This window comes from Phenylobacterium sp. LjRoot219, from assembly GCF_964252995.1.
Classification (GTDB): domain Bacteria; phylum Pseudomonadota; class Alphaproteobacteria; order Caulobacterales; family Caulobacteraceae; genus Phenylobacterium.
This window is the reverse complement of sequence record NZ_CAXUQI020000001.1, coordinates 1,687,233-1,709,195: the sequence shown is the minus strand read 5'-3', so window position 1 is coordinate 1,709,195 and position 21,963 is coordinate 1,687,233. Positions and strand designations below refer to the sequence as shown.

The 21,963-nt window shown below is 68.7% G+C and carries 24 protein-coding genes and 2 pseudogenes; 6 read left to right on the top strand and 20 right to left on the bottom strand.

What is annotated here, in order from left to right; all coding sequences use genetic code 11:
- Nucleotides 1-26: 26 nt before the first annotated feature.
- The 8 genes and pseudogenes from ACSQ14_RS08450 to ACSQ14_RS08415 form a co-directional block, all read right to left on the bottom strand.
- Nucleotides 27-2,132 (bottom strand): PAS domain S-box protein, encoded by a 2,106-nt coding sequence (locus tag ACSQ14_RS08450; RefSeq protein WP_436011621.1) that lies wholly within the window; start codon nt 2,130-2,132, stop codon nt 27-29.
- Nucleotides 2,133-2,158: 26 nt separating this feature from the next.
- Nucleotides 2,159-2,338 (bottom strand): annotated as a pseudogene (locus ACSQ14_RS08445) (PAS domain S-box protein); the annotation flags it as partial.
- A gap of 437 nt (nt 2,339-2,775) precedes the next feature.
- Nucleotides 2,776-3,255 carry an FAD:protein FMN transferase gene (locus ACSQ14_RS08440; RefSeq protein WP_436011619.1) on the bottom strand — a complete coding sequence of 160 codons (480 nt, stop codon included), beginning with the start codon at nt 3,253-3,255 and terminating at the stop codon, nt 2,776-2,778.
- Nucleotides 3,256-3,265: 10 nt separating this feature from the next.
- A pseudogene (locus tag ACSQ14_RS08435) lies at nt 3,266-3,418 on the bottom strand (FAD:protein FMN transferase); the annotation flags it as partial.
- 5 nt (nt 3,419-3,423) lie between these two features.
- Nucleotides 3,424-3,546 (bottom strand): hypothetical protein, encoded by a 123-nt coding sequence (locus ACSQ14_RS08430; RefSeq protein WP_436011617.1) that lies wholly within the window; start codon nt 3,544-3,546, stop codon nt 3,424-3,426.
- 74 nt (nt 3,547-3,620) lie between these two features.
- Nucleotides 3,621-4,211 (bottom strand): PepSY-associated TM helix domain-containing protein, encoded by a 591-nt coding sequence (locus tag ACSQ14_RS08425; protein ID WP_436011615.1) that lies wholly within the window; start codon nt 4,209-4,211, stop codon nt 3,621-3,623.
- A gap of 17 nt (nt 4,212-4,228) precedes the next feature.
- The gene (locus tag ACSQ14_RS08420; protein WP_436011613.1) at nt 4,229-4,693 is read right to left on the bottom strand and encodes an EF-hand domain-containing protein; all 465 of its coding nucleotides are present in this window, start codon (nt 4,691-4,693) and stop codon (nt 4,229-4,231) included.
- Nucleotides 4,694-4,704: 11 nt separating this feature from the next.
- Entirely contained in the window at nt 4,705-5,277 is a 573-nt protein-coding gene (locus ACSQ14_RS08415) for a DUF4198 domain-containing protein (RefSeq protein ID WP_436011611.1), read from the bottom strand.
- Between ACSQ14_RS08415 and ACSQ14_RS08410 the strand changes: the two genes are divergently transcribed.
- Nucleotides 5,206-6,345 carry a TonB-dependent receptor domain-containing protein gene (locus ACSQ14_RS08410; protein WP_436015385.1) on the top strand — a complete coding sequence of 380 codons (1,140 nt, stop codon included), beginning with the start codon at nt 5,206-5,208 and terminating at the stop codon, nt 6,343-6,345. The two genes, ACSQ14_RS08415 and ACSQ14_RS08410, sit on opposite strands and share 72 nt — an antisense overlap.
- Nucleotides 6,346-6,416: 71 nt before the next feature.
- Complete coding sequence (locus tag ACSQ14_RS08405) at nt 6,417-6,662, top strand: hypothetical protein (protein WP_436011609.1); 246 nt, start codon at nt 6,417-6,419, stop codon at nt 6,660-6,662.
- A gap of 114 nt (nt 6,663-6,776) precedes the next feature.
- On the opposite strand, the gene ACSQ14_RS08400 is transcribed toward ACSQ14_RS08405, so the two are convergent.
- The 10 genes from ACSQ14_RS08400 to flbT all read right to left on the bottom strand — a co-directional run bounded on the left by ACSQ14_RS08400 (nt 6,777) and on the right by flbT (nt 16,224).
- Complete coding sequence (locus ACSQ14_RS08400; protein WP_436011607.1) at nt 6,777-7,286, bottom strand: single-stranded DNA-binding protein; 510 nt, start codon at nt 7,284-7,286, stop codon at nt 6,777-6,779.
- Between the two features lie 160 nt (nt 7,287-7,446).
- Complete coding sequence (locus tag ACSQ14_RS08395) at nt 7,447-7,842, bottom strand: hypothetical protein (protein WP_436011605.1); 396 nt, start codon at nt 7,840-7,842, stop codon at nt 7,447-7,449.
- 32 nt (nt 7,843-7,874) lie between these two features.
- Nucleotides 7,875-8,492: a hypothetical protein gene (locus tag ACSQ14_RS08390; RefSeq protein WP_436011603.1), complete on the bottom strand. Its 618-nt coding sequence runs from the start codon at nt 8,490-8,492 to the stop codon at nt 7,875-7,877.
- Between the two features lie 39 nt (nt 8,493-8,531).
- Nucleotides 8,532-11,360 carry a hypothetical protein gene (locus ACSQ14_RS08385; RefSeq protein ID WP_436011601.1) on the bottom strand — a complete coding sequence of 943 codons (2,829 nt, stop codon included), beginning with the start codon at nt 11,358-11,360 and terminating at the stop codon, nt 8,532-8,534.
- Between the two features lie 134 nt (nt 11,361-11,494).
- Complete coding sequence (locus ACSQ14_RS08380; protein WP_436011599.1) at nt 11,495-12,340, bottom strand: flagellin; 846 nt, start codon at nt 12,338-12,340, stop codon at nt 11,495-11,497.
- Between the two features lie 165 nt (nt 12,341-12,505).
- Nucleotides 12,506-12,793, bottom strand: coding sequence for a hypothetical protein (locus ACSQ14_RS08375; RefSeq protein ID WP_436011597.1), 288 nt, complete (start codon nt 12,791-12,793; stop codon nt 12,506-12,508).
- A 116-nt stretch (nt 12,794-12,909) separates the two neighbouring features.
- Nucleotides 12,910-13,752, bottom strand: a complete 843-nt coding sequence (locus ACSQ14_RS08370; protein ID WP_436011595.1) for a flagellin — start codon at nt 13,750-13,752, stop codon at nt 12,910-12,912.
- A gap of 289 nt (nt 13,753-14,041) precedes the next feature.
- The gene (locus ACSQ14_RS08365; protein WP_436011593.1) at nt 14,042-14,881 is read right to left on the bottom strand and encodes a flagellin; all 840 of its coding nucleotides are present in this window, start codon (nt 14,879-14,881) and stop codon (nt 14,042-14,044) included.
- A 586-nt stretch (nt 14,882-15,467) separates the two neighbouring features.
- Nucleotides 15,468-15,839: a flagellar biosynthesis regulator FlaF gene (flaF, locus tag ACSQ14_RS08360; RefSeq protein ID WP_436011591.1), complete on the bottom strand. Its 372-nt coding sequence runs from the start codon at nt 15,837-15,839 to the stop codon at nt 15,468-15,470.
- Nucleotides 15,799-16,224, bottom strand: coding sequence for a flagellar biosynthesis repressor FlbT (gene flbT, locus ACSQ14_RS08355; RefSeq protein WP_436011588.1), 426 nt, complete (start codon nt 16,222-16,224; stop codon nt 15,799-15,801). The genes flaF and flbT overlap by 41 nt, the downstream gene beginning before the upstream one ends.
- A 200-nt stretch (nt 16,225-16,424) precedes the next feature.
- Between flbT and ACSQ14_RS08350 the strand changes: the two genes are divergently transcribed.
- The 3 genes from ACSQ14_RS08350 to ACSQ14_RS08340 all read left to right on the top strand — a co-directional run bounded on the left by ACSQ14_RS08350 (nt 16,425) and on the right by ACSQ14_RS08340 (nt 19,857).
- On the top strand, nt 16,425-18,224 hold the full coding sequence (locus ACSQ14_RS08350) for a tetratricopeptide repeat protein (RefSeq protein WP_436011586.1): 1,800 nt from the start codon (nt 16,425-16,427) through the stop codon (nt 18,222-18,224).
- Between the two features lie 102 nt (nt 18,225-18,326).
- Nucleotides 18,327-18,881: a hypothetical protein gene (locus ACSQ14_RS08345; protein WP_436011584.1), complete on the top strand. Its 555-nt coding sequence runs from the start codon at nt 18,327-18,329 to the stop codon at nt 18,879-18,881.
- Between the two features lie 109 nt (nt 18,882-18,990).
- Nucleotides 18,991-19,857: an AAA family ATPase gene (locus ACSQ14_RS08340; protein WP_436011582.1), complete on the top strand. Its 867-nt coding sequence runs from the start codon at nt 18,991-18,993 to the stop codon at nt 19,855-19,857.
- 135 nt (nt 19,858-19,992) lie between these two features.
- Here the strand turns inward: ACSQ14_RS08340 and ACSQ14_RS08335 are convergent, their stop codons facing one another.
- Both ACSQ14_RS08335 and ACSQ14_RS08330 read right to left on the bottom strand, forming a co-directional pair.
- Nucleotides 19,993-20,370: a hypothetical protein gene (locus ACSQ14_RS08335; RefSeq protein ID WP_436011580.1), complete on the bottom strand. Its 378-nt coding sequence runs from the start codon at nt 20,368-20,370 to the stop codon at nt 19,993-19,995.
- A gap of 18 nt (nt 20,371-20,388) precedes the next feature.
- Nucleotides 20,389-21,210: a universal stress protein gene (locus tag ACSQ14_RS08330; protein WP_436011578.1), complete on the bottom strand. Its 822-nt coding sequence runs from the start codon at nt 21,208-21,210 to the stop codon at nt 20,389-20,391.
- 107 nt (nt 21,211-21,317) lie between these two features.
- On the opposite strand from ACSQ14_RS08330, the gene ACSQ14_RS08325 reads away from it, so the two are divergent.
- On the top strand, nt 21,318-21,962 hold the full coding sequence (locus ACSQ14_RS08325; RefSeq protein ID WP_436011576.1) for a YfbR-like 5'-deoxynucleotidase: 645 nt from the start codon (nt 21,318-21,320) through the stop codon (nt 21,960-21,962).
- Nucleotide 21,963 lies beyond the last annotated feature (1 nt).

Genomic DNA, 21,963 nt, shown 5'->3' with positions numbered 1-21,963 from the left:
GCGCGCGCCGTAGAGCCCAATTCGCTCTAACGACCGACCTCCGCCGCCTCGGACGGGGTCGCGAGCACCGAGCCCAGCGCCCGGTTCAGATCCGGCAGCTCGTAGGGCTTGGGCAGGATGGTGAACTCCTTGGCGACGTTCTCAGCGTTCTGGCTGTAGCCGGTCGTCAGCAGGATCGGCAGGTCCGGCCATTCGGCGCGCACCCGCCGGGCCAGCGTCAGGCCGTCCATCTCGCCGGCCATGACGATGTCGCTGAAGAGGACATCCGGCCGCTCGCCGCTGCGCAAGGCCCGCAGCGCGGCGTCGGCGCTGCTCACCACGCGCGGACGGCTGCCGAGCTGCTCCAGCAACCCCGCCGCCACCTCGGCCACATCGGGATTGTCCTCCACCACCAGCACCCGGGCGCCCCGCGGCGCCTCGGCTTCCGTGGCCGGGCGAAGCATCTCGACAGCCTTGCCGGTGCGCGGAAGGTAGAGGGTGAAGCTGGTTCCGGCGCCCAGGTCGCTGGAGACCGTCACCCGGCCGCCGGACTGTTCGACGAAGCCGTACACCTGCGAGAGGCCGAGGCCGGTCCCGCGGTTCACGTCCTTGGTGGTGAAGAAGGGCTCGAAGACCCGCGGCAGGATGTCCCGCGGAATGCCGACGCCGGTGTCGCGCACGGTCACGGCGACGAACTCGCCCTCGAGATCCGGTCCGGCCTCCCCGGGCCGCAGGGTGACGTTCCGCGCCGAAAGCACGAGCGTTCCGCCGGACGGCATGGCGTCGCGCGCATTGACCGCCAGGTTCAGCAGCGCGAGCTCCAACTCGCCGGCGTCGACCTCGACCGGCCAGACCGCGGCGGGAATTTCAGTCTTCAGCTGGACCGCGCCGCCAAGGCTGGCTTTCATCAGGTCGCGCAGCGTCCCCGCCCGCTCATGGAGCGACAGCGCCACCGGATTCAGCCGCTGGCGGCGGGCGAAGGCGAGCAGCTGACGGGTCAGCTCCTGGCCGCGCCGGGTCGAGGCGTCGACCGCGTCGAGCGCCTTGCGCGCGCGCGGATCGTCGCCGATCCGCCGCCGCAGCAGCTGCGCCTGGCCGCTGACCACCATCAGCAGGTTGTTGAAGTCGTGGGCGACCCCGCCGGTCAGCTGCCCCATGGCCTCCATCTTCTGGGCCTGGGCGAGGCGCTCGTGCGCCCGATGCAGCTCCAGCTGGGCGTTGCGCCGCTCGGTGATGTCGCGGGTGATCTTGGCGAAGCCGACGAGCTCGCCGGTCTCGTCGCGGACGGCGTCGAGCACGACGTTGGCCCAGAACAGGCTGCCGTCCTTGCGCACGCGCCAGGCTTCGGCCTCGTAACGGCCGTGGTCGATGGCGGTTTGCAGCGCCTTTATCGGAACGCCGGCCGCACGGTCCGGCGCGGTATAGAAGACGCTCATATGCTGGCCGAGGATCTCCTCGGCGGTGTAGCCCTTGATCTGCTGGGCGCCGGCGTTCCAGTTGGTGATGATCCCGTTGGGATCGAGCATGATCAGGGCGTAGTCGACGACGCCGGCCACGAGCATGCGGAACTGCCGCTCGCTTTGCGCCAAAGCCTCCTCCGCCGCCTTCCGGTGCGAGATGTCGCGGGTGATCTTGGCGAAGCCGATGTGCCGCCCTTCGTCGTCGTGGATGGCGTCGATCACCACCGAGGCCCAGAAGCGCGTCCCGTCCTTGCGCAGCCGCCAGCCCTCGGCCTCCCAGCGTCCCTCCCGCTGCGCCTGCTCGAGCGCGCGCGCAGGCAGCCCGCCGCTGCGATCCTCCGGCATGTAGAAGGCGCTGAAGTGCTTGCCGACGATCTCGTCGGCCCGATAGCCCTTGGCGCGCTCCGCGCCGCGGTTCCAGTTGGTCACGACGCCGTTCACGTCGAGCATGTAGATGGCGTAGTCGACGACGCCCTCGACCAGGTAGCGGAACCGCCGCTCGCTCTCGAGCAGCGCCTGCTGAGCGGCCCGCTGTTCGGTCATGTCCCGGGTGGTCTTGGCGAAGCCGACCAGCGTCCCATCGTCGCCGCGGATCGCATGGGTCGAAGCCTGCGCCCAGAGGCGCGAGCCGTCCTTGCGCAGCCGCCAGCCCTCGCACTCGAAGCGGCCATCGGCGCGCGCCCGCTCCAGCACCCGGGCAGACCGGCGTCCTGGTCCTCCGGGGTGAAAAATCGGCGGAAGGACTGGCCTTCGACGTCTTCGCGCCGCCAGCCATTGATCCGCGCGGCCGCCGGGCTCCAGCTCACCACGCGGCCTTCGAGATCGAGCATGTAGATGGCGACGTCGCCAACGGCTTCGATGAGTTGCTCGAAGGTCGGGGCCTGGCGCTCGGAACTCACCGCCGGATCTCCCGGCCGATACCGTAGGCGCGCAAACTCATCTTCCGGCTTCCGGACCCCAGGCTGTTCAACACGCACACCCCCACTTCCCCCTCGATAACGGTCCCGCTTCCAGCCGGTTCCGGGCCGGAAGTTCCGAAGGCGAAGCCCGCGGCCATTGGAAGGCCCGCCCTGCCAATGGCGTCAAGCTCGCGTGACGATACACCGGGGGCCGCCGCGACGCCTCCGGTCAGGCCGCGCCGTACGCCGCCGCCAGCGCCCGCGCCTTCGGCTTTGCCCCTCCTGAAGGGGACGCCCGGGGTCGCTGCTGATCGGTTAAGATCGGCTTCGGTCTTCTGAGGAGGAAGGCGTCAACTCGCCGGCGTCCGGCGGCAGGTTTGCGTCCCGAGCGCGACAATGCGTCGCCGGTCGCGGGCGCCCGGTCAGTCTTCGCCCGGTCAGTCTTCGAGGGTCATCGCCTGCGCGGCGGGCGAGAGCACGCGCCGCTGGCCGGTCTCGCCGGCGAGGGTCAGGACCACCGGCAGGTCGCGTCGCGCGGCGAACGCCAGCGCCCGTTCCGCGCCCATGACGATCAGGGCCGTGGCCAGGGCGTCGGCGGACGCACAGCGCGGATGCAGCACGGTGGCCGCCAGCACCGTCTCGCGCACCGGCTCGCCGGACGCCGGGTCGAGGGTGTGGCTGAAGCGGCGGCCGGCGTGCTCGAAATGCCGGCGCGCGCCGCCGGAAGTCGCGATGGCCACGCCGCAGGCGGCGATCAGCAGCGGGTCTTCGTCGTCCGCTTCCGGGTGTTCGAGGGCGACCCACCAGGGCTGCGCATCGGGCTTGATGCCGCAGCCGCGGACTTCGCCGCCAACCTCCAGGCAGGTAGGAGCGCACGCCCAGCGCCTCGATGGCTTCGCCGGCGAGGTCCGCCGCATAGCCCTTGGCGACCCCGCAGAGGTCCAGCGCCAGGCCGCCGGGCTGGCGCAGCCGCCCGTCCTCCCAGGCCAGCCGCCGCCAGCCGGCCTGTTCGCTCGCCGCGGCCACGGCGGCCGGCGCCGGCGGGGCGCCGCCGAACGGCTCTGGCCCGAAGCCCCACAGGTCAGTCAGCCGGCCCAGCGTCCCGGCGGGCGCGGCAGGTCGAACTGCAGCACCAGGTCGGCGGCGGCGGCCGGGCCTGCGGCGGCGGCCAGCGAGCCCAGGGTGACGAGCCGGAAGGAAGCGCGCACGGAAGACCTCACAGCAGGTGCAGGAAAGCGACGGCGATCAGCGCCGGCGCGGCAAAGCCCAGCGCCACCAGCGGCTAGGTCAGCGGCCGCGCCCCGACGTGCAGGTGCAGCAGGAACAGGCCGGTGGCCGCGAACACCAGGCAGGCGCCGGCGAAGACGTCGATGAAGCCCTGCCAGAGCGGACCGGTGTTGCGCCCCTTGTGCAGGTCGTTGAGCAGCGCGACCGGACCACGGCTGGTCTGCTCGTAGGCCACCGCGCCGGTCTGTCGGTCGATGCTCAGCCAGGCGTCGCCGCCCGGCCGCGGCAGGGCGACATAGGCCTCGTCCGGCGACCACTCGGCGCCGCGGCCCGCGACCTTGACTGACAGGGTCTGCTCGACCCAGTCGCGCGTCGTCGCGGGCAGCGGCGCCTTCCCCTCCTCGGGAACCACGGCCAGGCCGGCGACCAGCGCCGACGGCAGGTTGGCGTGGCGGGTGACGACCCGGGGCTCGGCCCCGATGTCGTCAGCGTGGTTGAGGGTGATGCCGGTGGCGGCGAACAGCAGCAGCCCGGCCAGGCTGACGGCCGAGCTGATCCAGTGCCAGCGGCGCAGCTGCTGCATCCAGAACAGCCGGCGCCGCTTGGCCGAGGCGGCGCGCGCCTCGGCCGGCGCGGCCGCCTTCAAGGTGGAGGCCGCGAGGGTCAGGCGCCGTCTTCCTTCGCCACGGGGTCGTCGGCGCTGACGAAGCCGTCCTTGTTGGTGTCGTGATGGGTGAACATCATCGAGCCCGAACGGTCGAATTCGACCGGCGTGATCTGGCCGGACTTGTCGGTGTCGAGCACGCCGAAGCGGACTTCGACCTGGCGCAGCTCGCGCATCTGCTGTTCGTCGCGACGATCGGCCGGCACGGTCTCCAGCTTGCCCGGCAGGCGCGCCTTGAAGTCGTTGACGTACTCGTCGTGCGACAGGCCGCCGTCGCCGTTGGCGTCCATCCGCGCGAACTCTTTCGACCGGCCGGCGTCGTACTCCGCCTTGGAGACCTTGCCGTCGCCGTTCTGGTCTTGCTCGCGAACGAAGGTGTCGCGGTTATGCGAGGCGGCGGTCGCCTCCGCGGCGAAGCCGGCGACGGTCAGCGCCGCGGCCGGGGCGATCAGGAACTTGAACAACTTTCTCTCCATTATTGCGCAGCTTCAAACGTCAGGGCGTAGGTCAGGCTTCGGCCAGGCTTGCCGTCGGCCGGCGCGATCCGGTGACGGGTCATGGCCAGGTAGACGCCTGGACGGTCCACCCTGACGACAAAACGCCCAGCAGCGTCAGCGGCGACTTCCTGCGGCTTGCCGCCGTCGACCTCGGCGTCGGCGCGGATCACCTCGATCTTCTGGCCGGGCAGCGGACGGCCGTCGATCAGCACCTCGAAGCGGGCGTCCTGATTGATCGAGATGCGGTTGGGGTGGGTCAGGGCGTGGAACTCCAGACCGCTGCCGACCGGCGCGAGCGCCGTCTCGGACGGCGCGCCGCGGCTGACATAGGTCTCGGCCCGGGTGATGCTCTGCATGTCGGCCGGGGTCTGCCCCGCGGGGACCGGCTTGCCGGGCTCGAGAAACACCCATTCCTCGCCCTTGCGGATCACCTTGGAGGTGCGGCCGAGCCGCACGCCGCTGCTCAGCCGCCAGGTGCCCTGGCCGTCGACCGGCGCCTCCAGCACGGCGAGGTCTTTGAAGTAGCTGGGCAGACCGGCGCGGTCGGCCACCAGCTGGTCTATGGCGGAGACTTCTCGACCACCCAGCAGAAAGGCATCCGCGGCGGGACCGTGCCGCCGGTCGGCGAGACCTTCCCGACCCGCGCCTTCCCGACCACCGACTACACCCTGGCCGGCATCTTCCTGCAGGACGAGCTCAGCGTGCTCGACGGGACGCTGCGGGCCTATCCGGCGCTGCGCTACGACTACTACGAACTGGAGCCGAAGACCGGCGACCCGCTGTTCACCGGGACCGCCCCGGCCAGCCAGAGCAAGTCGCACCTGTCGCCGAAGCTCGGCCTGGTGTGGCAGGCGCGCGACTGGGCGGGGCTGTTCTTCAACTACGCCGAGGGCTTCAAGGCCCCTGCCCCCAACCAGGTCAACAACGGCTTCGCCAACCTGGTGTCCAACTACCGGTCGATCTCCAACCCAGACCTCAAGCCGGAGACCAGCCAGACCTTCGAAGGCGGCGTTCGTCTGCGCGGCGACCGCTGGGCGGCCAGCGCCACGGCGTTCACCGGCGAGTACAGGAACTTCATCAGCCAGGTGCTGGTCTCGCGCAACTTCACCGCCGCCAGTCCGGGCCTCTATCAGTTCGTCAATCTCAACCAGGTGCGCATCCGCGGGCTGGAGGGGCGTGCGCAGGCCGAGCTCGGTCACGGCTTCCGACTGAACGTCGCGGCGGCCTACGCCCGGGGCACACAGGAAACCCGCGGCGTGAAGACCCCGCTCGACACCGTCGATCCGTTCAAGGCGGTGGCCGGGCTATCCTGGCGCGATGCGGACGACCGGTTCGGCGGCCAGCTGATCGCCACCCATTCGGCGGGCAAGGCCCAGGACCGGGCCGGCGGAACCTGCGGGACCACCTGTTTCACCCCGTCGGCCTTCACGGTGCTCGACGCCACCGCCTACTGGAATCTGGCCCGCCAGCTGACGCTGCGCGCCGGGGTCTTCAACATCACCGACAAGACCTACTGGTGGTGGAGCGACGTCCGCGGCCTCAGCCAGACCTCGCCGGTGCTCGACGCCTACACCCAGCCGGGCCGGAACGTGGCGGTGTCGCTGACCGCGCGATTCTGAGGTCGCGGAGGCGTCCGGCCCTATTGCTTCGGGCCGGCCGGACGCCTACCTCCCGTCCAGGCTTAACCACGATGAAATTTCAAGTTGTGCAGATGCGAGACCGCAAGCCGGGCGATGAGCTGCGCGTCGACGTGCTCGGCCCGCGGCACGACCTGATCGCCGCCTTCGCCTCGCCGGTCGAGGCCTTCCGCTATGCGGCGCTGATCTACCAGCCGTCGTTCGTGCCGAAACTCCGGCGGGCGCACGACGGCGCCACGATCGAGTTCAAGCCGCACGGCGGCGTCGCCGCGCTGGAAAGCTGGCTCGACGCCGCCTGACGGCGAGACGCCCAAAGACGGCGAGACGCCCAAAGACGGCGAGACGCCCAAACAAAAGCGGCCATTCCCGCCGGGGAATGGCCGCTTGCATGTCCTGGGCTTCCAGGCCGTGATTTAGAACGGGATCTCGTCGTCCAGGTCGGCCGAGAAGTCCTCGCGCGGGCCGGAGCTCTGCTGGCGCGGGCCGGAGGAGAAGCCGCCGCTGCCGCCGCCGCTGTAGCCGCCGCCGTAGCCGTCATCGCCACCGCCGCCGCCGCCGCCGCCGCCTTCACCCTTGCCGTCGAGCATGGTCAGCTCGCCGCGGAATTTCTGCAGTACGACCTCGGTGGAGAACTTCTCCTGGCCCGACTGGTCGCTCCACTTGCGGGTCTGCAGCGCGCCTTCGACGTAGACCTTGGAGCCCTTGCGCAGAAATTGCTCGGCGACCTTCACCAGGTTGTCGTTGAAGATCACCACCCGGTGCCACTCGGTGCGCTCCTTGCGCTCGCCGGAGGCGCGATCGCGCCAGGTTTCGGAGGTGGCGAGGCGCAGGTTGGCCACGCGGTCGCCGGAGTTGAGAGTGCGGATTTCCGGATCGGCGCCGAGATTGCCGACCAGAATGACCTTGTTGACGCTGCCCGCCATGTCGCTGTCCTAAAGTTTCCGTAGCTGCGGGCGCTTCGCCCTGGCCGGCAAGCTAACGGGTCGTTAACGCCTGGGCAAGCTTGTGTTCCGGTTACGTTCCAGCGCGTTCCCGTCCGTCCACAGCCATTTGGCCGCGCAGGCGTGGCCGACCGCCGGCCGCCTAGCGCTGCGCCGGCTGCGGCATGGCGCCGGGAATGGCCAGCCGGCCGTCGCCGGTGCGCACCAGGGCGACGTAACGCGGACCGTGCAGCGAGGTGCTGCTGAAGATCCCGGTTTTCTGAATAAACAGGAAGTTGGCCTGGTAGGCGCCGAGGATCTCCTGGGCGCTGCCGCCCATGCGCAGGAACTTCAGGCGCATGGCCTCCAGATTCGCCGCGCAAGTCTCAAGGTTCGGAGCGTCGACCAGCTTGCGGTAGACCAGCTCCTCGCCCTTAAAGGTCACGTGATAACAGACGCCGGTGGTGCCCGGCGGCTCGATCCGCTTCTGACAGCCGCCGAGCGCGGCCAGCGACAGGACGAGGGCGACAGGGGCGGCGGCCGAAGCGATGCGGGACATGGCCGCGACCCTACACGCCGACTGCGCAGGCGTCAGCCCGCCCCGCCCGGGATGCTGCAGCCCGGTCCCTGGTCGGCCAGGGTGCGGAAGCTGTGGTTGTCGGCCGAGATCTCCACCCGGCCGGGGGTCAGCCGCAGAGTCTGCTGCGCCCAGCGGCCATAGCTCGCCCCGCCCGGCGCCTCGCAGCGCCCGGCGAACAGCGCCTGGACGCAGCCGTTGAGCGTCGTCTCGCTGGGCAGCTTGCGCCACTGGTTGTCGGCGTAGCGCCAGCATGCGCCGGTCGCAGCGGCGACCGGCGGCAAGGGGGTGACGGCGGCCGCGCCGGCCTGGCTGGCCGCCAGCGCGCCGGAGGAATCCAGGCCGACATCCAGCGCGTCGGTCGCCACCCCGTTGCGCTGGGCGCAGGCCTTCAGCGTCAGGTCGCCGACGAACTTGCCGTCGACGAAGCAGCGCAGCGGCTTGGCCGCGTCGATGTGGCCCAATCCCGCGCCGGTGGAGTCGATGATCAGCCCGCCCTGCGACGCCGGCGGCGGCGGCGTTTCCTCGCCGCGGTGGCTGCGGCTCATGACGAAGGCGATCAGCCCGCCCGCGATCAGCGCGGCGAGCGCGCCGCCGAGCGCGAGCCGCAGGCGGGGTTGGGCGAGGTCCATCACCTCCCGCTAGACTGCGGCTGCGCCGGTTTCAACCCGTCACAGGCCGAACAGGCCGGCGGTCGTAGATCCGGAGCTCGAGCCGGCGGTCAGGCGGTCGAGCGCGGCCTGATAGTTGGAGATCTGGTTGGTCATATAGGCCGGCGCCTTGCCCGCGGCGGCGGCCGCGGCCGCCGCGTTCTGCGCCGACTTGGGCGTCGCCGCCGCCACCAGGTCCTTGTAGGCCTGCCGGATCGCGTCCTGGGCGGCGGCCAGCTCGGCCAGGGCGTGGCTGATCTGGTCCGTGTCCGACAGGTTGATGCCGGTATGCAGCCCGAGCCCGTAGATGTTCGGCTTGCCGTCGGCGGAGATCGACTTGCCGTCCTTGTCGCTCTTGGTGTTGCGCACCACTCCTTCGGCGATGCCGAGTTGCAGCAGCGCGTTGGTGTCGCCCTTCCCTGCCCCGATCTCGATCACCGCCGTGTTGCTCGCCGGCTCGATTTTCAGCGTCCGCTGGCCTTCGACGTTGGTCGAGACGGTGACCTTCGCCGCGAAGCCCGAGGCCCGGCGGATCTTCAGCGCCAGGTTATCGAGCGTGTCATCCGCCTCGATGGTGACCGTCTTGGTGAGGCCGCCGCTTTTGACGGTGAACTGATCCCCCGGGCGGACCGCGCTCACCGCGGTGATCTGTTCGGTGCCGTCGAGGCTGAGCTTGCCGGTCGGCAGGCCCAGCCGGTCGAGCACGCTGGCGCCCTGCGGGGCGACGGCGATGGCGCTCGGCGCCGCGCGGTCGGAGACCCCGGTGAAGCGCCGCGACCACGCGACCGCGCCGGTGTTGATGTCGAGCTTGGTCAGGAAGCCGTCCTGCTTGCCGACCGGGGCCTGGTCCGGCAGGTCGCTCTTCGAGATCCCGGCGATCCAGACTTCGCCGTCCGCCACGCCCATGGCGGTCGCCCGGTCGTCGCCGGCGCCGCCGTAATAGGCCAGGCGGTCGTTGGCGCTGACGCTCAGGTCCTTGGCGATCCGCGCGGCGAAGACGTCCTGACCGCCGGCCGCGGGGTTCGTCACCGTATCGACCGAGAGCTGCGGATTGGAGGTGGTCCCGACCAGCACCAGCTGGCCGTTGGCGTCGAGCGCCAGGCCCTCGATGTCGCCGCCTTCCAGGTCGCCCAGGTCGCGGCTGGCGAGCTCGACCGGCGTTTCGCCCGAAACGTCGAAGCGGCGCAGCACCGCGCGCCCGTTCTCCACGCTGGCGACGACCACGTTGGTCCCGTCGACCACCAGCCCCTTCGGCTTGTCGCCGCCCTCGCCGCCGAAGGTCTGGGTGAACAGAGTGGTGACCTTGTCCTGCTCATCGGTGGCGAAGGCCTCGACGTAGCCGTCCCAGTCGCCCAGCGCCCCGCCGCCGCCCGGCATCGCCGACTTGGCCTGCCCGGCGACGTAGACGGTGCCGTCCGCCCCGAACGCCAGCTGGTTGACCTGGTCGTCCTGCCGCGCGCCGCGGCGCTGGGTCCAGAGCTCCTGGCCGTCCTCGTCGAACAGGGTGACGAAGCTGTCGGTCAGCCCCGCAAAGCCGCCGGTGGTCCCGGAGTTCAGCGCCCCCTCGGTCGCCCCCTCCAGCTCACCCTTCACGGAGCCGGCGATCGCCACCTTGCCGTCGTCGGAGACCGCCAGCGCCAGGCCCGTCGCCTCGCTCACCGCCCCGAGGGTGCGGGTGTAGATGAGGTTTCCGGCGGCGTCGTACTTCAGCAAGGCGACGTCGTCGGCCCCCTTGATGGTCTGGCCGTTCACCGTCCCGCCGACGTCGGCCAGCATATAGACCGAGCCGTCCGGCCCCATCGCCTGGGCGCGGACCGCGGTGATCTTGCTGTCCAGGTTCTTGGCGAACACGCGGCCGTCGACCCAGTTGGCCTGGCCGGAGGCCTGCGGCGGGGCGTCGAGCGCGTCGGTGTCGGTCTGGAATTTCAGCAGCTGCTGCTGGATCGTGCCGTCGTTGGTCTTGGAGTTGCGGTCCGGGTCCGCGTCGCCGATCTCCTGCGCCAGATAGACCGCGCCGGCCGACTGCGGCGAGGAGAAGGTGACTTCCTCCGCCAGGCCGACCGTGACCTTCAGCGCCCACTGGTCAGGCCCCGCCGGCAGGGTGATCGTCTGCGCGCCGGCCTTGATCTGCTTCGGTTCGCCGGGAATCCGGTCGGTGCCGAAGCGGGTGTCGACGCCGGCCGCCTTCAGCTGGTCGTTGATGTAGTTGATGACGTTCGGCAGGCTGCGGGTCTGGTCGGGCATCGTCGACAGGTCGATGGCGACGTCGAACGTCTCCTTGAGCCGCGTCACCTGGATGTTGAACTTCACGTCGCCTTCGAAGGCGGGCACCGGCTCGCTGGTCGAGGTGGCGATCGGCGCTGTGACGTATTTGTCGGGAGCCTTGGCGACGGTCAGCTTGGCCTTCTCGCTGGCGGTGACGTCGCCGAACGCCAGCCGCAGCTTTTCCAGGTCCGCCGAGCCGACGTAGTTCTGCAGCTCGGTCATGCCCTTGGCGAAGACCTGCTGCAGCCGGCTCTTCTCGCCGCTGTTGACCCCCGGCTCCTTGATCTGGTTCGCCAGCTCGCTGAGCGTGCCGATCCCCTGATAGAGGGCGAACAGCTTGCGGTAATCCGACCCGGCTCCGGCCAGATCCAGCTGGGCGGCGTTCTCGTCGATGATCTTGCGGCCGGCGAGCGCGGCGGTGACGCTGGCGCTGACCTGCTTAGGCGTGAGCTGGGCCTGCCACGGCGGGGTCGGCGCGACCTTGTTGGTCACGGCCCCGGTCCCTGTCGCCGCGGACGACGTCCCGAGGCCGGACTTGGCCTGGTAGTAGCCCAGCAGGAGGGTCGAATCGATGCCTATGACCATCGCACCCGCTCCGCGGACGCACGCCCGCCCGATGCTTCTAGCCGCAGCGCGGCTTCCAGCGCGTTAACGCGTCGGCAAGATCCGCCCGCCGGCGACGCGGTCATCCGGCGCGCTCCAGCCTTGCGCCGGCCTCATCAGCCCTTGAACAGCTGCAGGATCATCTGCGGCGCCTGGTTGGCGATCGACAGCGCCTGGGCGCCCAGCTGCTGCTGGACCTGCAGGGCCTGCAGGTGGGCGCTTTCCTTGGCGAGGTCGGCGTCGACCAGGTTGCCGACCCCGGTCTGCAGGGTGTCGGTCAGCTTGCCAACGAACTCGCTGTGCGACTCGATCTGCTTGGCCTGCGAGCCCAGCGCGCCCAGCGACTGGTTCACGTTGAGGATCGACTGGTTCAGCAGGACCAGCACGTCGCTGGCGGCGGTCACGCTCGCCAGCGAGGCGGTCGGCGGAATGGTGATGATCGTCTGGCCCAGGGTCATGTCCTGGGTCGAGAGCGTGATGTAGGAGCTGGCCTGCGCGTTGGCGAGGAACTGGATGCTGGTGGCGCCCGTCGTGCCGCTCAGGCCGTTCAGCAGGTTCGCGCCGTCGAACGCGGCGTTGTCGGTCACCTGGCCGATCTGGCGGATGATCGACTTGAATTCGGAGTCCAGCGCGGTGCGCGAGGCGTCGTCGATGGAGGTGTCCATCGCCGCGACGACCTTCTCCTTCAGCTGCACCAGGAGGTCGGAGACCGACTCGCCGGCGGCCATCGAGACCTCGGCGATCGAGTTGGCGCGGTCGAGGCTCATCTTAACCGCCCCGAGCGCGCCGATGTCGGCGCGCTGGTTCTGGGCGATCGACCAAACGGCGGCGTTGTCCCGGGCGTTCGCGATCTTCAAGCCAGTGTTGATGTGGCTTTGGACCGTGCCCATTTCGTCGTTGGTCTTGTTAAGATTCTGCAGCGCGACCAGGGCCGACTTGTTCGTGTGCACGCTGATCGACATGACGGATTCTCCTAGTCGTTCTGAGCCCGACTCGCTTCGTGTGAGTCGCTTGGGCTTCCAAGCAGGCTAGGAATTTCATGGTTATCGAAAGGTTAACGAAAAGCGCCGCCGCCGGGCTTCCGGGGCGGTTAGTTAACCACGACGCTTAACTTCTAGGGGCCCCGATCAGGCCTTGGTGCGGATCACTCCGCCGGCGGAATAGTCGGCGTCTTCCCGCATCCGCAGGATCTGTTCGCGACGATACTTCGCCAGGACTTCGCCGGTGCGGCGGTCGACGGTGATGTAGACGCAGGTCCCGGACGCCTCGTCCTCTTCGATGACCAGACGCACGTCCGCTTCTGCGGACGAGACCTCGCCGTCGCCGACCTGCGCCGAGGCCGGCGCGGCGGCGCGCCGCCGGCGACCATAGGTCGAGTCCGGGGCGGCTGCGTAGGGCGCAACCTTGCTCTGCATGTCCTCTCTCGCCGACGCCAAGCGTCAGCGCTCCCGCTGAAGCACGAACGGCGGGAAGGTCGCCCTCCCCGCCGCCCGGCGTGCGCGCGCCCGGACGGGCCCGCGCGGCCTTGGCCTTAACGGAAGAGGCCGAGCACGTTCGACGAGGACTGGTTCGCGATCGACAGCGCCTGCAAGCCAAGCTGTTGCTTGGTCTGCAAGGCCTGCAGTTTCGCGCTTTCCTTCGCCAGGTCCGCGTCCACCAGGTTGCCGACGCCGGCGTCGATCGCGTCCTGCAGCTTGCCGACGAAGCCCATGTGGGCGTTCAGCGACTTCGAGCCGGTGCCCAGCTTCGACAGCGCGCTCGACACGTTGGTGATCGCCGAGTTGACGGTGGCGATCATGTTCTGCGCGTCAGTCTGCGTGCTGATCGAGGCGGTCTCGGTGACGCCGCCCAGCGCCGTGCTGCCCAGCGACAGATCCTGGGATTGCACGGTGATGAACTGGTTGCCGTCGGCGTTGGCCAGCGCCATCACCGTCGTCGGGTTGCTGGCGGTCGCCTTGAGCATGTTGGCGCCGTTGAACTCGGCGTTGTCGACGGCCTTCTGGATCTGGTCGCGGAGCGACTTGAAGTCGTCGTTCAGCGCGATCCGGCTGTTGGTGTCGAGCGTCGTGTCCGAGGCGGACAGCGCCTTGGTCTTCATCTGCAGCAGCAGGTCGGAGATGCTCTCGCCGGCGGCGATCGCCACGTCGACGGTCGACGAGCCGCGCTGCAGCGACTCCTTCACCGAGTCGAGCGACTGCGAGGTGGCGCGCTGGTTCTGGGCGATGGCCCAGACGGCGCCGTTGTCCTTGGCGTTGCCCACCTTCAGGCCGGTGTTGATCCGGTTCTGCGTGGTCGCCAGCTGGTTCTGGGTGGAGTTCAGGTTTTGCAGCGCAGCCATGGCGCTGATGTTCGTATTGACGCTGTTCAGACCCATCGGACTGTTCCTTTCTTAGGGAACCGGGGGTCGCTTCTGACCGCCGGGGGCTTTTTGCCCGGCAGAGTTTGCAGCAAGGCCGGCGCCAACTCGGCATTAATTGCCTGATCGCACAAGCTTCTGAAAAGACAGCGTTATAGATCTGTTATCCACACCCCGACTCGGCAGATTTTGCAGGGCCGAACAGCCGCGCAGGCAACTTTTGCCTAGCAGGTCGGCGCCTTTTGCCTAGTGGCAGGCAAAAAAGAACCGGGCGACCCCGAGAGATCGCCCGGTTCGCGACCGGGATTTAGCTCCGGAACAGCGACATGATGCTGTTCGGGGCCTGGTTGGCGATCGAGAGCGCCTGCACGCCCAGTTGCTGCTTGGTCTGCAGCGCCTGGAGCTTGGCGCTTTCCTTAGCCAGGTCGGCGTCAACGAGGTTACCGATGCCACCATCCACCGTGTCCTGCAGCTTGGCGATAAAAGTCAGGTGCGAAGCCAACGATTTCGACCCCGTGCCGAGCGCCGACAGCGAAGCCGAAACATTAATGATCGCCTGGTTGAGCGTGGTGATCATGTTGTAGGCCGCCGTCTGGGTGCCAATGGTCGCCGTAGCGTCCAATGCCGTCAGCGCGCCGGTTCCCAGATCCATCGATTGGGCAAGCACCGTGATCACGGCGCTCCCGTCTCCGTTGGCAAGGGCCTTGATGTCTGTCGGGTCCGTACCCTTCAGCATGTTCGCGCCGTTGAAGTCGGCGTTGTTGACGGCCTTGCTGATCTGGTCGCGCAACGACACGAAGTCGTCGTTGAGCGCGACGCGGCTGTTGGTATCCAGAGTCGTGTCGGACGCCGCCAGGGCCTTCGTCTTCATCTGAAGCAGAAGGTCCGAAACGGATTCCCCCGCAGCCAGAGCCACATCGACCGTGGACTGACCGCGCTGCAACGACTCCTTTACGGCATTCAGCGACTGCGACGTGGCCCTCTGGTTCTGAGCGATAGCCCAGATCGCGCCGTTGTCCTTCGCACTCGCCACCCGCAAGCCGGTGTTGATGCGTGTCTGAGTGTCGGACAGCTCCCTGTTGGTCGCGTTGAGGTTCTGAAGCGCCACCATGGCGCCCACGTTCGTGTTCACTGAATTGTTCAGCATCGCGTCGCATCCATTCTGGAGGGGTCGACCAGCTTCGGCTGGCGAGCGCTTTTGCGCCGGACCACGCGTCGCAAGCCTGGCGCCAGTTATGGTAAACGGCGCAACACGCGGAAAATACTGAGTTCTTGAAGAAACTTCGGCCACGCGAACGGCGCCGCGGCATGGTTAACATCTACCGGTCGGCACATGCTGCCCGGCGCCAGCGCGACGGAAGGCGCTCCTGGACAGGCCGGTGGCGAGCCCCCGCGGCGGCGCAAAAATTAGCTTGCCTGCAGTCTAAGCATCGTTCAGATTGGGGTTGCCCTTCCTGGGCGTTTCCTCCCTTTAACTGCCGCGCCGCTTGGCGCGGCTTTTTTTTGGCCGGGACGGTCCAGGCGCGACTGGGGCCGCCGCGAAGAGCAGCGCGGCGACGCCGCGGCGTCGCCCACGCTGGCTTTCCACGTCCAGGACTAGGTGAAGGGATGCGCGATCGGCGCGGTGTGCCTCCTACAGCAACCACTGACGCTCGAGGAGACTCTCGCCGACCGCTGCAGAGCGCCGGCGTCACGGGCGGGCCTGCGGCCCGCCTTTTCTTTAGGCGGCTTCTTTAAGCGGCGGCGGCCTGTCCGCCATTGCCGCGCAGGCCCTGCATGATCATGCGATTGACCTCGATCAGCGGCTCGATCTCCTCCTTGCGGCGGATCACCTCGCTGGTGTGCTTGCCGACCCAGATGCTCAGCGAAATGATCGCCGCGCGCAGGCTTTCCGGCAGCGCGTTGTCCGAGTCGCCGCAGGCGGTGCCCAGCACCGACCAGACACGCCGATTCCAATCGAGCGCGTCGATGCGACCGCGGATGTCCGACGGGTCGCACTTGGCCGCATCCATCAGCGCCAGAGTGACCTGGGCGAAGAGGCGGTACTCTGTCTCCCGCGGGGTTTCAGCCCGGGTCGCTGCTTGCTGGTACGCTTGCAGGGACATTGCCCAACCTCTCGTCTTCGTACTCGATAAGCTTCCGGCACAGCATGAGCGCTTTGTAGTACTCGCGGTCCATGCAGTACTTCGAAACATCGACACAGTCGGCAAGCACGGGGGGATTGCGGATCACCCCCATGAACTCGCTCATGCGCCGAACGAATTCATCATAGTAACGCTCGGCGCCGGCCTCATCGAGATACATCATCATCACCGGAAAGTAGATCCGGCGCGCAGGCGTATTGGCCTGCTCTTGCTGCATGATGTCCTTCTCGCGAAGGACGGAGGCCTTGTTCTGCAGCACGAGGACGCCCCGACGGTCGCCGTTCTGCACGACCGCGCCGTTGAGAACGAACCGCTCCCCAGGCTTCAGCGACAACTTTAGCGGCAACCCCGCCTCCCGATTCCACGCTCGCGAACCGTCATCCGATTCGACTCACCCATTGTCGCCTTGTCTTCAGTCGAGCGCACTTCACAACGGTTACCGGCCGAGCGTTAACGACCTCTTGCCCGCCCAGGTGGCGGCGCAATTAAGCTTTGATTAAGCATGCCGGCGCGACCAAGGGACGTTGGATCGGGGGAATTGAGTCCATGTCGCGTTACGGCTCGCAAAGCGCGACGTCTGCCCACGCGCTCGCGGCCGCCGCCGCCGCGCCGGCCGGGCCGGCGACGCGGGAATTCGCCGACGAGCTCGGCCAGGCCGGGTCGAAGGACGCGCTCGCCCGGCTGAACGCCGCGATGAAGGAGATCAAGGCGCTGGCTGTCGCGCCGATGATCCAGCGCGCGGTGAACGGGATCCGCGCCGACGACCACAAGACCGCGACCGAATGGTCGCTGAAGGCGCTCGAGCAGGACGATCAGAGCGGCCTGGCCTGGTATGTGCTCGGCATCGCCCGCGAGAAGGCCGGCGACTTCGCCACCTCGATCAACGCCTACGAATCGGCGCTGCGGCTGCTGCCCGACCACGCCGAGGTGGCCAACGACCTCGGCCGCCTCGCCTACCGCATGGGCATGCGCAGCCAGGCCGAGAAGCTGTTCCGGCACTTCCTGGTCAAGCACCCCGACCATCTCGAGGCGGTCAACAACCTGGCCTGCGCCGTGCGTGCGCAACAGCGCTACGACGAGGCGATCGAGATCCTCAAGCCGGTGCTGCTGCGCCACCCGCAAAGCGCGATGCTCTGGAACACCATGGCCTCGGTGCTCGCCGAGCAAGGCGATTACACGACCTGCCAGGTGTTCCTCGAAGAGGCGCTGCGCCTCGATCCGGAGTTCCACAAGGCCCGCTACAACCTCGGCAACTGCCTGCAGATGCTAGGCCACCCGCAGGAAGCGCTGGACGCCTGCGACAGCGCGCTGACCGGCGTGCGCGCCGAAGACGAGCGCCAGATGATGCGGATGGCCCGCTCCACCATGCTCGCCTGCCTCGGCCGCCTGGGCGAGGGCTGGGACGAATACGAGGCGCGGCTGCACCCGCACTTCAGCGAAGTCACCCATTTCGTGCTGAAGGGACCGCGCTGGCTGCCCGGCGTCGACCTGAAGGGCAAGACCCTGCTGGTGGTCGGCGAGCAGGGCCTGGGCGACGAGATTCTGTTCGCCAATACGCTGGGCCAGGTGATCGAGGACCTGGGCCCGGACGGGCGGCTGATCATCGCCGTCGAGCGTCGGCTGGTCGAGTTGTTCCAGCGCGGCTTTCCGCAGGCCGAGGTCTGCGCCCACATCACCGGCGCGATCGGCCTGCGCCCCGGGCGGACCCTCCCGGACAGCGTCGACCTGTCGAAAGTGGACACCTGGACGCCGATGGGCTCGCTGCTGCGCGCCTATCGCCGGTCGGTCGACGACTTCCCGGCGCGGCCGACCAACATCGCCGCCGATCCGGTCAAGGTCGAGGCCTGGCGCCAGCGGCTCGCCGCCCTGCCCGGCCGCAAGATCGGCATCCTGTGGAAGAGCAACATCACCAAGGACGCCCGCCGCCGCTATTTCGCGGGCTTCGACGCCTGGGGCGAGGCCTTGCGCCAGCCGGGGGTGACCTTCGTCAACCTGCAGTACGGCGACTGCGCCCCGGAATTCGCCCGCGCCAAGGAGCAGTTCGGGGTCGAGGTCTGGCAGCCGCCAGCGATCGACCTGAAGCAGGACCTCGACGACGTCGCCGCCCTGTGCTGCGCGGTCGACTTGGTGATCGGCTTCTCCAACGCCACCTTCAACATCGCCGCGGCCTGCGGCGCCCCCTCCTGGTTGATCACCATCCCCGGGGCCTGGCCGCGGCTCGGCCAGACCGACCGCTACCCCTGGTATCCGCAGACGCGGATCTTCGCCCTGGAAGAGTTCGGCGACTGGGGGCCGGTGATGAGCCGCGTGGCCGAGGCGGTCGGCGAATTCGCCCGCGAGGGATGACCGCATCCCGCGGTCGGCCGCCGCCGGGTGAACCGGACGGGCGCTGGGGGATTTGAACTGCTGACAAGGCGCGGGCCAGCGCCGACGGCAGGAGGGTTCCCGATGCCCGGCACCAGTTTCGAAAACGACAACGCGGATTTCGACTCGCAGGATCAGGCCGAGGTCTTCGACGAGAGCATGACCGTGGGCGGCGAAGGCGACGTCGCGTTGGGCGGCGAATCCCCGCTGCCGATTGGCGAGGACATGCGCACCTTCGAGGAGATGCCGGACGTCTATGACGTCACCAGCCGGCGCGGCGACCGCGACTCCGACGAGGGGCTGGCGCTCGACGCCGACGAATTCCAACTGGACGCCTTCGACGACGACGACGCCGAGGACGAGGACGAGCTGGACTACCGGGCGGTCGACGCCGAGCACGAGGACGACCTCGACGGCCTGGGCGCCGAGCCCGGCGCGGAGTTCGACGACGATCAACTGAGCGCCAGCGACATCGAGGGGCTGGACGAGGTCCGCGACCGCGACGAGGTCACCGGCGGCGAGGACGACTTCACCAACTTCTCGGCCCGGAACGTCGGCGACGAGGACCTCAATCGAATGGGCTATTCCGACATCCGCGACGGCGAGGCCCGCGCCCGGCCGGACGAGCGGCGCAGCTGATCCCGGCGCGGCACGTCCCTCCCGGCTTGGAAACCCGCGCGACGGCCTTTAGTCTCAGCGGCTAAACAGTCGTTCGAACGCGGGCCCGCTGGCCCGCCCGGGAGTCGGAATGAGTCAGCGTTTCGAGGGGACCGACAACTACGTCGTCACCGAGGACCTCAAGGTCGCGGTCAACGCGGCCATCGCGCTCGAGCGCCCGCTGTTGATCAAGGGCGAGCCCGGCACCGGCAAAACCGTGCTGGCCGAGGAGATCGCAGCGGCGCTGGGCGCGCCGTTGCTCACCTGGCACATCAAGTCGACGACCAAGGCCGTCCAGGGGCTCTACGAGTACGACGCCGTCTCGCGGCTGCGCGACAGCCAGCTCGGCGACGAGCGGGTCAAGGACGTCCGCAACTACATCAAGAAGGGCAAGCTCTGGGAGGCCTTCGAGAGCCCGGTGCGGCCGGTGCTGCTGATCGACGAGATCGACAAGGCCGACATCGAGTTTCCGAACGACCTCCTGCAGGAGCTCGATCGGATGGAGTTCTACGTCTACGAGATCAACGAGACCATCAAGGCCAAGGTCCGGCCGATCATCATCATCACCTCGAACAACGAGAAGGACCTGCCGGACGCCTTCCTGCGCCGCTGCTTCTTCCACTACATCAGCTTCCCGGACGCCGAGACGATGAACGAGATCGTCGGGGTGCACTATCCGGGCATCAAGCAGAAGCTGGTCGGCGAGGCGCTGCGCATCTTCTACGACATGCGCAAGGTCCCGGGCCTGAAGAAGAAGCCCTCCACCTCCGAACTGCTCGACTGGCTGAAGCTGCTGATGGTCGAGGACATCGACAGCGAGACGCTCGGCCAGAACGACCCGACCAAGCTGATCCCGCCACTGCACGGCGCCCTGCTGAAGAACGAGCAGGACGTGCACCTGTTCGAACGCCTGGCCTTCCTGGCGCGGCGCGAAGGCGCGTTGCGGCCCGGGCAGTAGGCGGCGCCCAGATCCTCCCCCTCAGGGGGAGGTGTCGGCAAAGCCGACGGAGGGGTTTCAGCCGCCGAGTCCGCGGGCTTCGACCCCCTCACCGCCTTTGGCGGAGCCCCCCCCTGAGGGGGAGCATCTCAGCCTTCACGCCGTCCGCTGGACGACCTCCACGACCTTGTAGGTCAGCGGCCGGCCGTCCTCGTCGGTCACGGTGACGTATTCGCCGACCGCAAAGCGGTGCTCGCCCAGCCGATGCACTGGCTCGTCGTCGGCGGTCCCGTCCTCGTCGTAGTCGAAGAACCAGCGCTGGCCGCGTCGGTTCAGCCGGCCGTCGAGGGGGTCCTCGTCCGGCGCGAACCGGCGCACGCTGCAGTTGGAGCGCGCCTTGGCGAAGGCGCCCTCATCGAGGTGGCCGTCCGCCGTCAGGGGCGCCGTCAGCGTGTAGCCGCGATGGTCGTCGCCGCCGGCGAACTCCGTGCCAGGGTTGCGGGCAAGCCGCATGACGATCCGCGACAGGTTCATGGTCGCACCTCTTCTGGGCTAGTGTGAAAGAAACAGCGACGGGCCGTCCGAGTTCAATAGGGTGCGCGTCGTGCCCCCGAAGATGAACTCCTGCAGCCGTGGATGGCCGAAGGCGCCGGCCACTAGGACCGCCGCCTGCACCCGGCTAGCCGCCTCCAGCAGCGCGTGGCCGACGTCCTTGCCGCTGCCGCCGGTGGGCAGAAGCTCGACCTCCGTCTTCAGCCCGCGCTGGGCGTAGTAGTCCTGCAATCGCGCCGGATCGCAGGTGCGGCCGCCGCCCTTGGGTGCCGAGGCGATCACCACGCGGCTCGCCTTCTCCAGCAACGGAGTCGCCAGACGCGCGGCTCGCGAGGCCTCCTTGCCGCCGTCCCAGGCGACCAGGATGCAGCCGGTCACGCTCAGCCTTGGCCGGGCGACCAGCACCGGCCGCTGCTCCTCGGCGACCATCTGCTGGAAGGATTCCGCCAGCGGACCGCGGCCGCACGCCGCCTCGGAGGCGAACACCACCACGTCCGACAGCCGGCCCTCGGCCGACAATTGCGCCCAGACCGGCGTCTGCAGGCTGAGAAAGCGCTTCTTGGCGTAGGACGTCGCGTCCATCGCCGACTTGGCCTGGGCTTCGCCGATCGCGGCCGCCTCCTGGAGCGATTCCAGCGCCGTCGCCTGGACGCCGCCCATGAATCCCTCTCCAAACCAGGGCATGAGATCCGCCACGTCGGCCGGGGTGTAAGCTCCGGCGACCTCCGCGCCGAACGGCTCGGCGAGCGCCACCGCTGCGGCGAGCACCGCCTCGTCATCCTTGCCGCCCGAAAGCGGCGCCATGATCCTCGCCCAGCTCATCGTATGCCTCTTCGTTTTCTTTCCTTTGGACCTCAGGCCGTGCCGCCCGCATTGATCTTTCGCAGGCGATCCTCCACTGACGACTTGGCTGTGAAAGGAATGCGCAGGTGACAAAAGGGCTGCGTAAAGCCGGTAGTGCGCCGCGCGCCTGGCAACGCATGCTGTCCGGACGGCGGCTCGATCTGCTCGATCCCTCGCCGATGGACATCGAAATCGAGGACATCGCCCACGGCCTGGCGCGGGTCGCCCGTTGGAACGGCCAGACCGTCGGCGAGCACGCCTTCTCGGTCGCCCAGCACTCGGTCGTGGTCGAGGAGATCGTCGCCCACGTCCGCCCGGAGATCGAACCGCGCTGGCGGCTCAGCGCGCTGCTGCACGACGCCTCGGAGTACGTGATCGGCGACATGATCTCGCCGTTCAAGGCCGCGCTCGGGGTCGACTACCGCACCTTCGAGGACCGGCTGGAGAGCGCCATCCACATTCGCTTCGGCCTGCCGGCCAAGGCCCCGGCGGCGATCAAGAAGCTGATCAAGCAGGCCGACCGCGCCTGCGCCTACTTCGAAGCCACCCAGCTGGCCGGCTTCAGCCCGGCCGAGGCGCTGGAGATCTTCGGCGCGCCGCCCGAGGGCTACGCCCTGGCCATCGAACCCTGGCCCGCGGCGATCGCCCAGGCGCGCTACGTGCAGCGCTTCCATCGGCTGTCCGAGGCGGCCGGCTATTCCCCCTCCCCCGCGGCGTTCGAGACGGAGTAGC

Excerpts from the sequence above, each read along its gene's own strand:
- ACSQ14_RS08440 (WP_436011619.1), bottom strand. The coding sequence starts at position 3,255 with ATGCGGCGGACCTCGCCGGCGAAGCCATCGAGGCGCTGGGCGTGCGCT.
- ACSQ14_RS08405 (WP_436011609.1), top strand. The coding sequence starts at position 6,417 with ATGAAATTTCAAGTTGTGCAGATGCGAGACCGCAAGCCGGGCGATGAG.
- ACSQ14_RS08400 (WP_436011607.1), bottom strand. The coding sequence starts at position 7,286 with ATGGCGGGCAGCGTCAACAAGGTCATTCTGGTCGGCAATCTCGGCGCC.
- ACSQ14_RS08395 (WP_436011605.1), bottom strand. The coding sequence starts at position 7,842 with ATGTCCCGCATCGCTTCGGCCGCCGCCCCTGTCGCCCTCGTCCTGTCG.
- ACSQ14_RS08390 (WP_436011603.1), bottom strand. The coding sequence starts at position 8,492 with ATGGACCTCGCCCAACCCCGCCTGCGGCTCGCGCTCGGCGGCGCGCTC.
- ACSQ14_RS08385 (WP_436011601.1), bottom strand. The coding sequence starts at position 11,360 with ATGGTCATAGGCATCGATTCGACCCTCCTGCTGGGCTACTACCAGGCC.
- ACSQ14_RS08380 (WP_436011599.1), bottom strand. The coding sequence starts at position 12,340 with ATGTCGATCAGCGTGCACACGAACAAGTCGGCCCTGGTCGCGCTGCAG.
- ACSQ14_RS08375 (WP_436011597.1), bottom strand. The coding sequence starts at position 12,793 with ATGCAGAGCAAGGTTGCGCCCTACGCAGCCGCCCCGGACTCGACCTAT.
- ACSQ14_RS08370 (WP_436011595.1), bottom strand. The coding sequence starts at position 13,752 with ATGGGTCTGAACAGCGTCAATACGAACATCAGCGCCATGGCTGCGCTG.
- ACSQ14_RS08365 (WP_436011593.1), bottom strand. The coding sequence starts at position 14,881 with ATGCTGAACAATTCAGTGAACACGAACGTGGGCGCCATGGTGGCGCTT.
- flaF (WP_436011591.1), bottom strand. The coding sequence starts at position 15,839 with ATGTCCCTGCAAGCGTACCAGCAAGCAGCGACCCGGGCTGAAACCCCG.
- ACSQ14_RS08350 (WP_436011586.1), top strand. The coding sequence starts at position 16,425 with ATGTCGCGTTACGGCTCGCAAAGCGCGACGTCTGCCCACGCGCTCGCG.
- ACSQ14_RS08345 (WP_436011584.1), top strand. The coding sequence starts at position 18,327 with ATGCCCGGCACCAGTTTCGAAAACGACAACGCGGATTTCGACTCGCAG.
- ACSQ14_RS08340 (WP_436011582.1), top strand. The coding sequence starts at position 18,991 with ATGAGTCAGCGTTTCGAGGGGACCGACAACTACGTCGTCACCGAGGAC.
- ACSQ14_RS08335 (WP_436011580.1), bottom strand. The coding sequence starts at position 20,370 with ATGAACCTGTCGCGGATCGTCATGCGGCTTGCCCGCAACCCTGGCACG.
- ACSQ14_RS08330 (WP_436011578.1), bottom strand. The coding sequence starts at position 21,210 with ATGAGCTGGGCGAGGATCATGGCGCCGCTTTCGGGCGGCAAGGATGAC.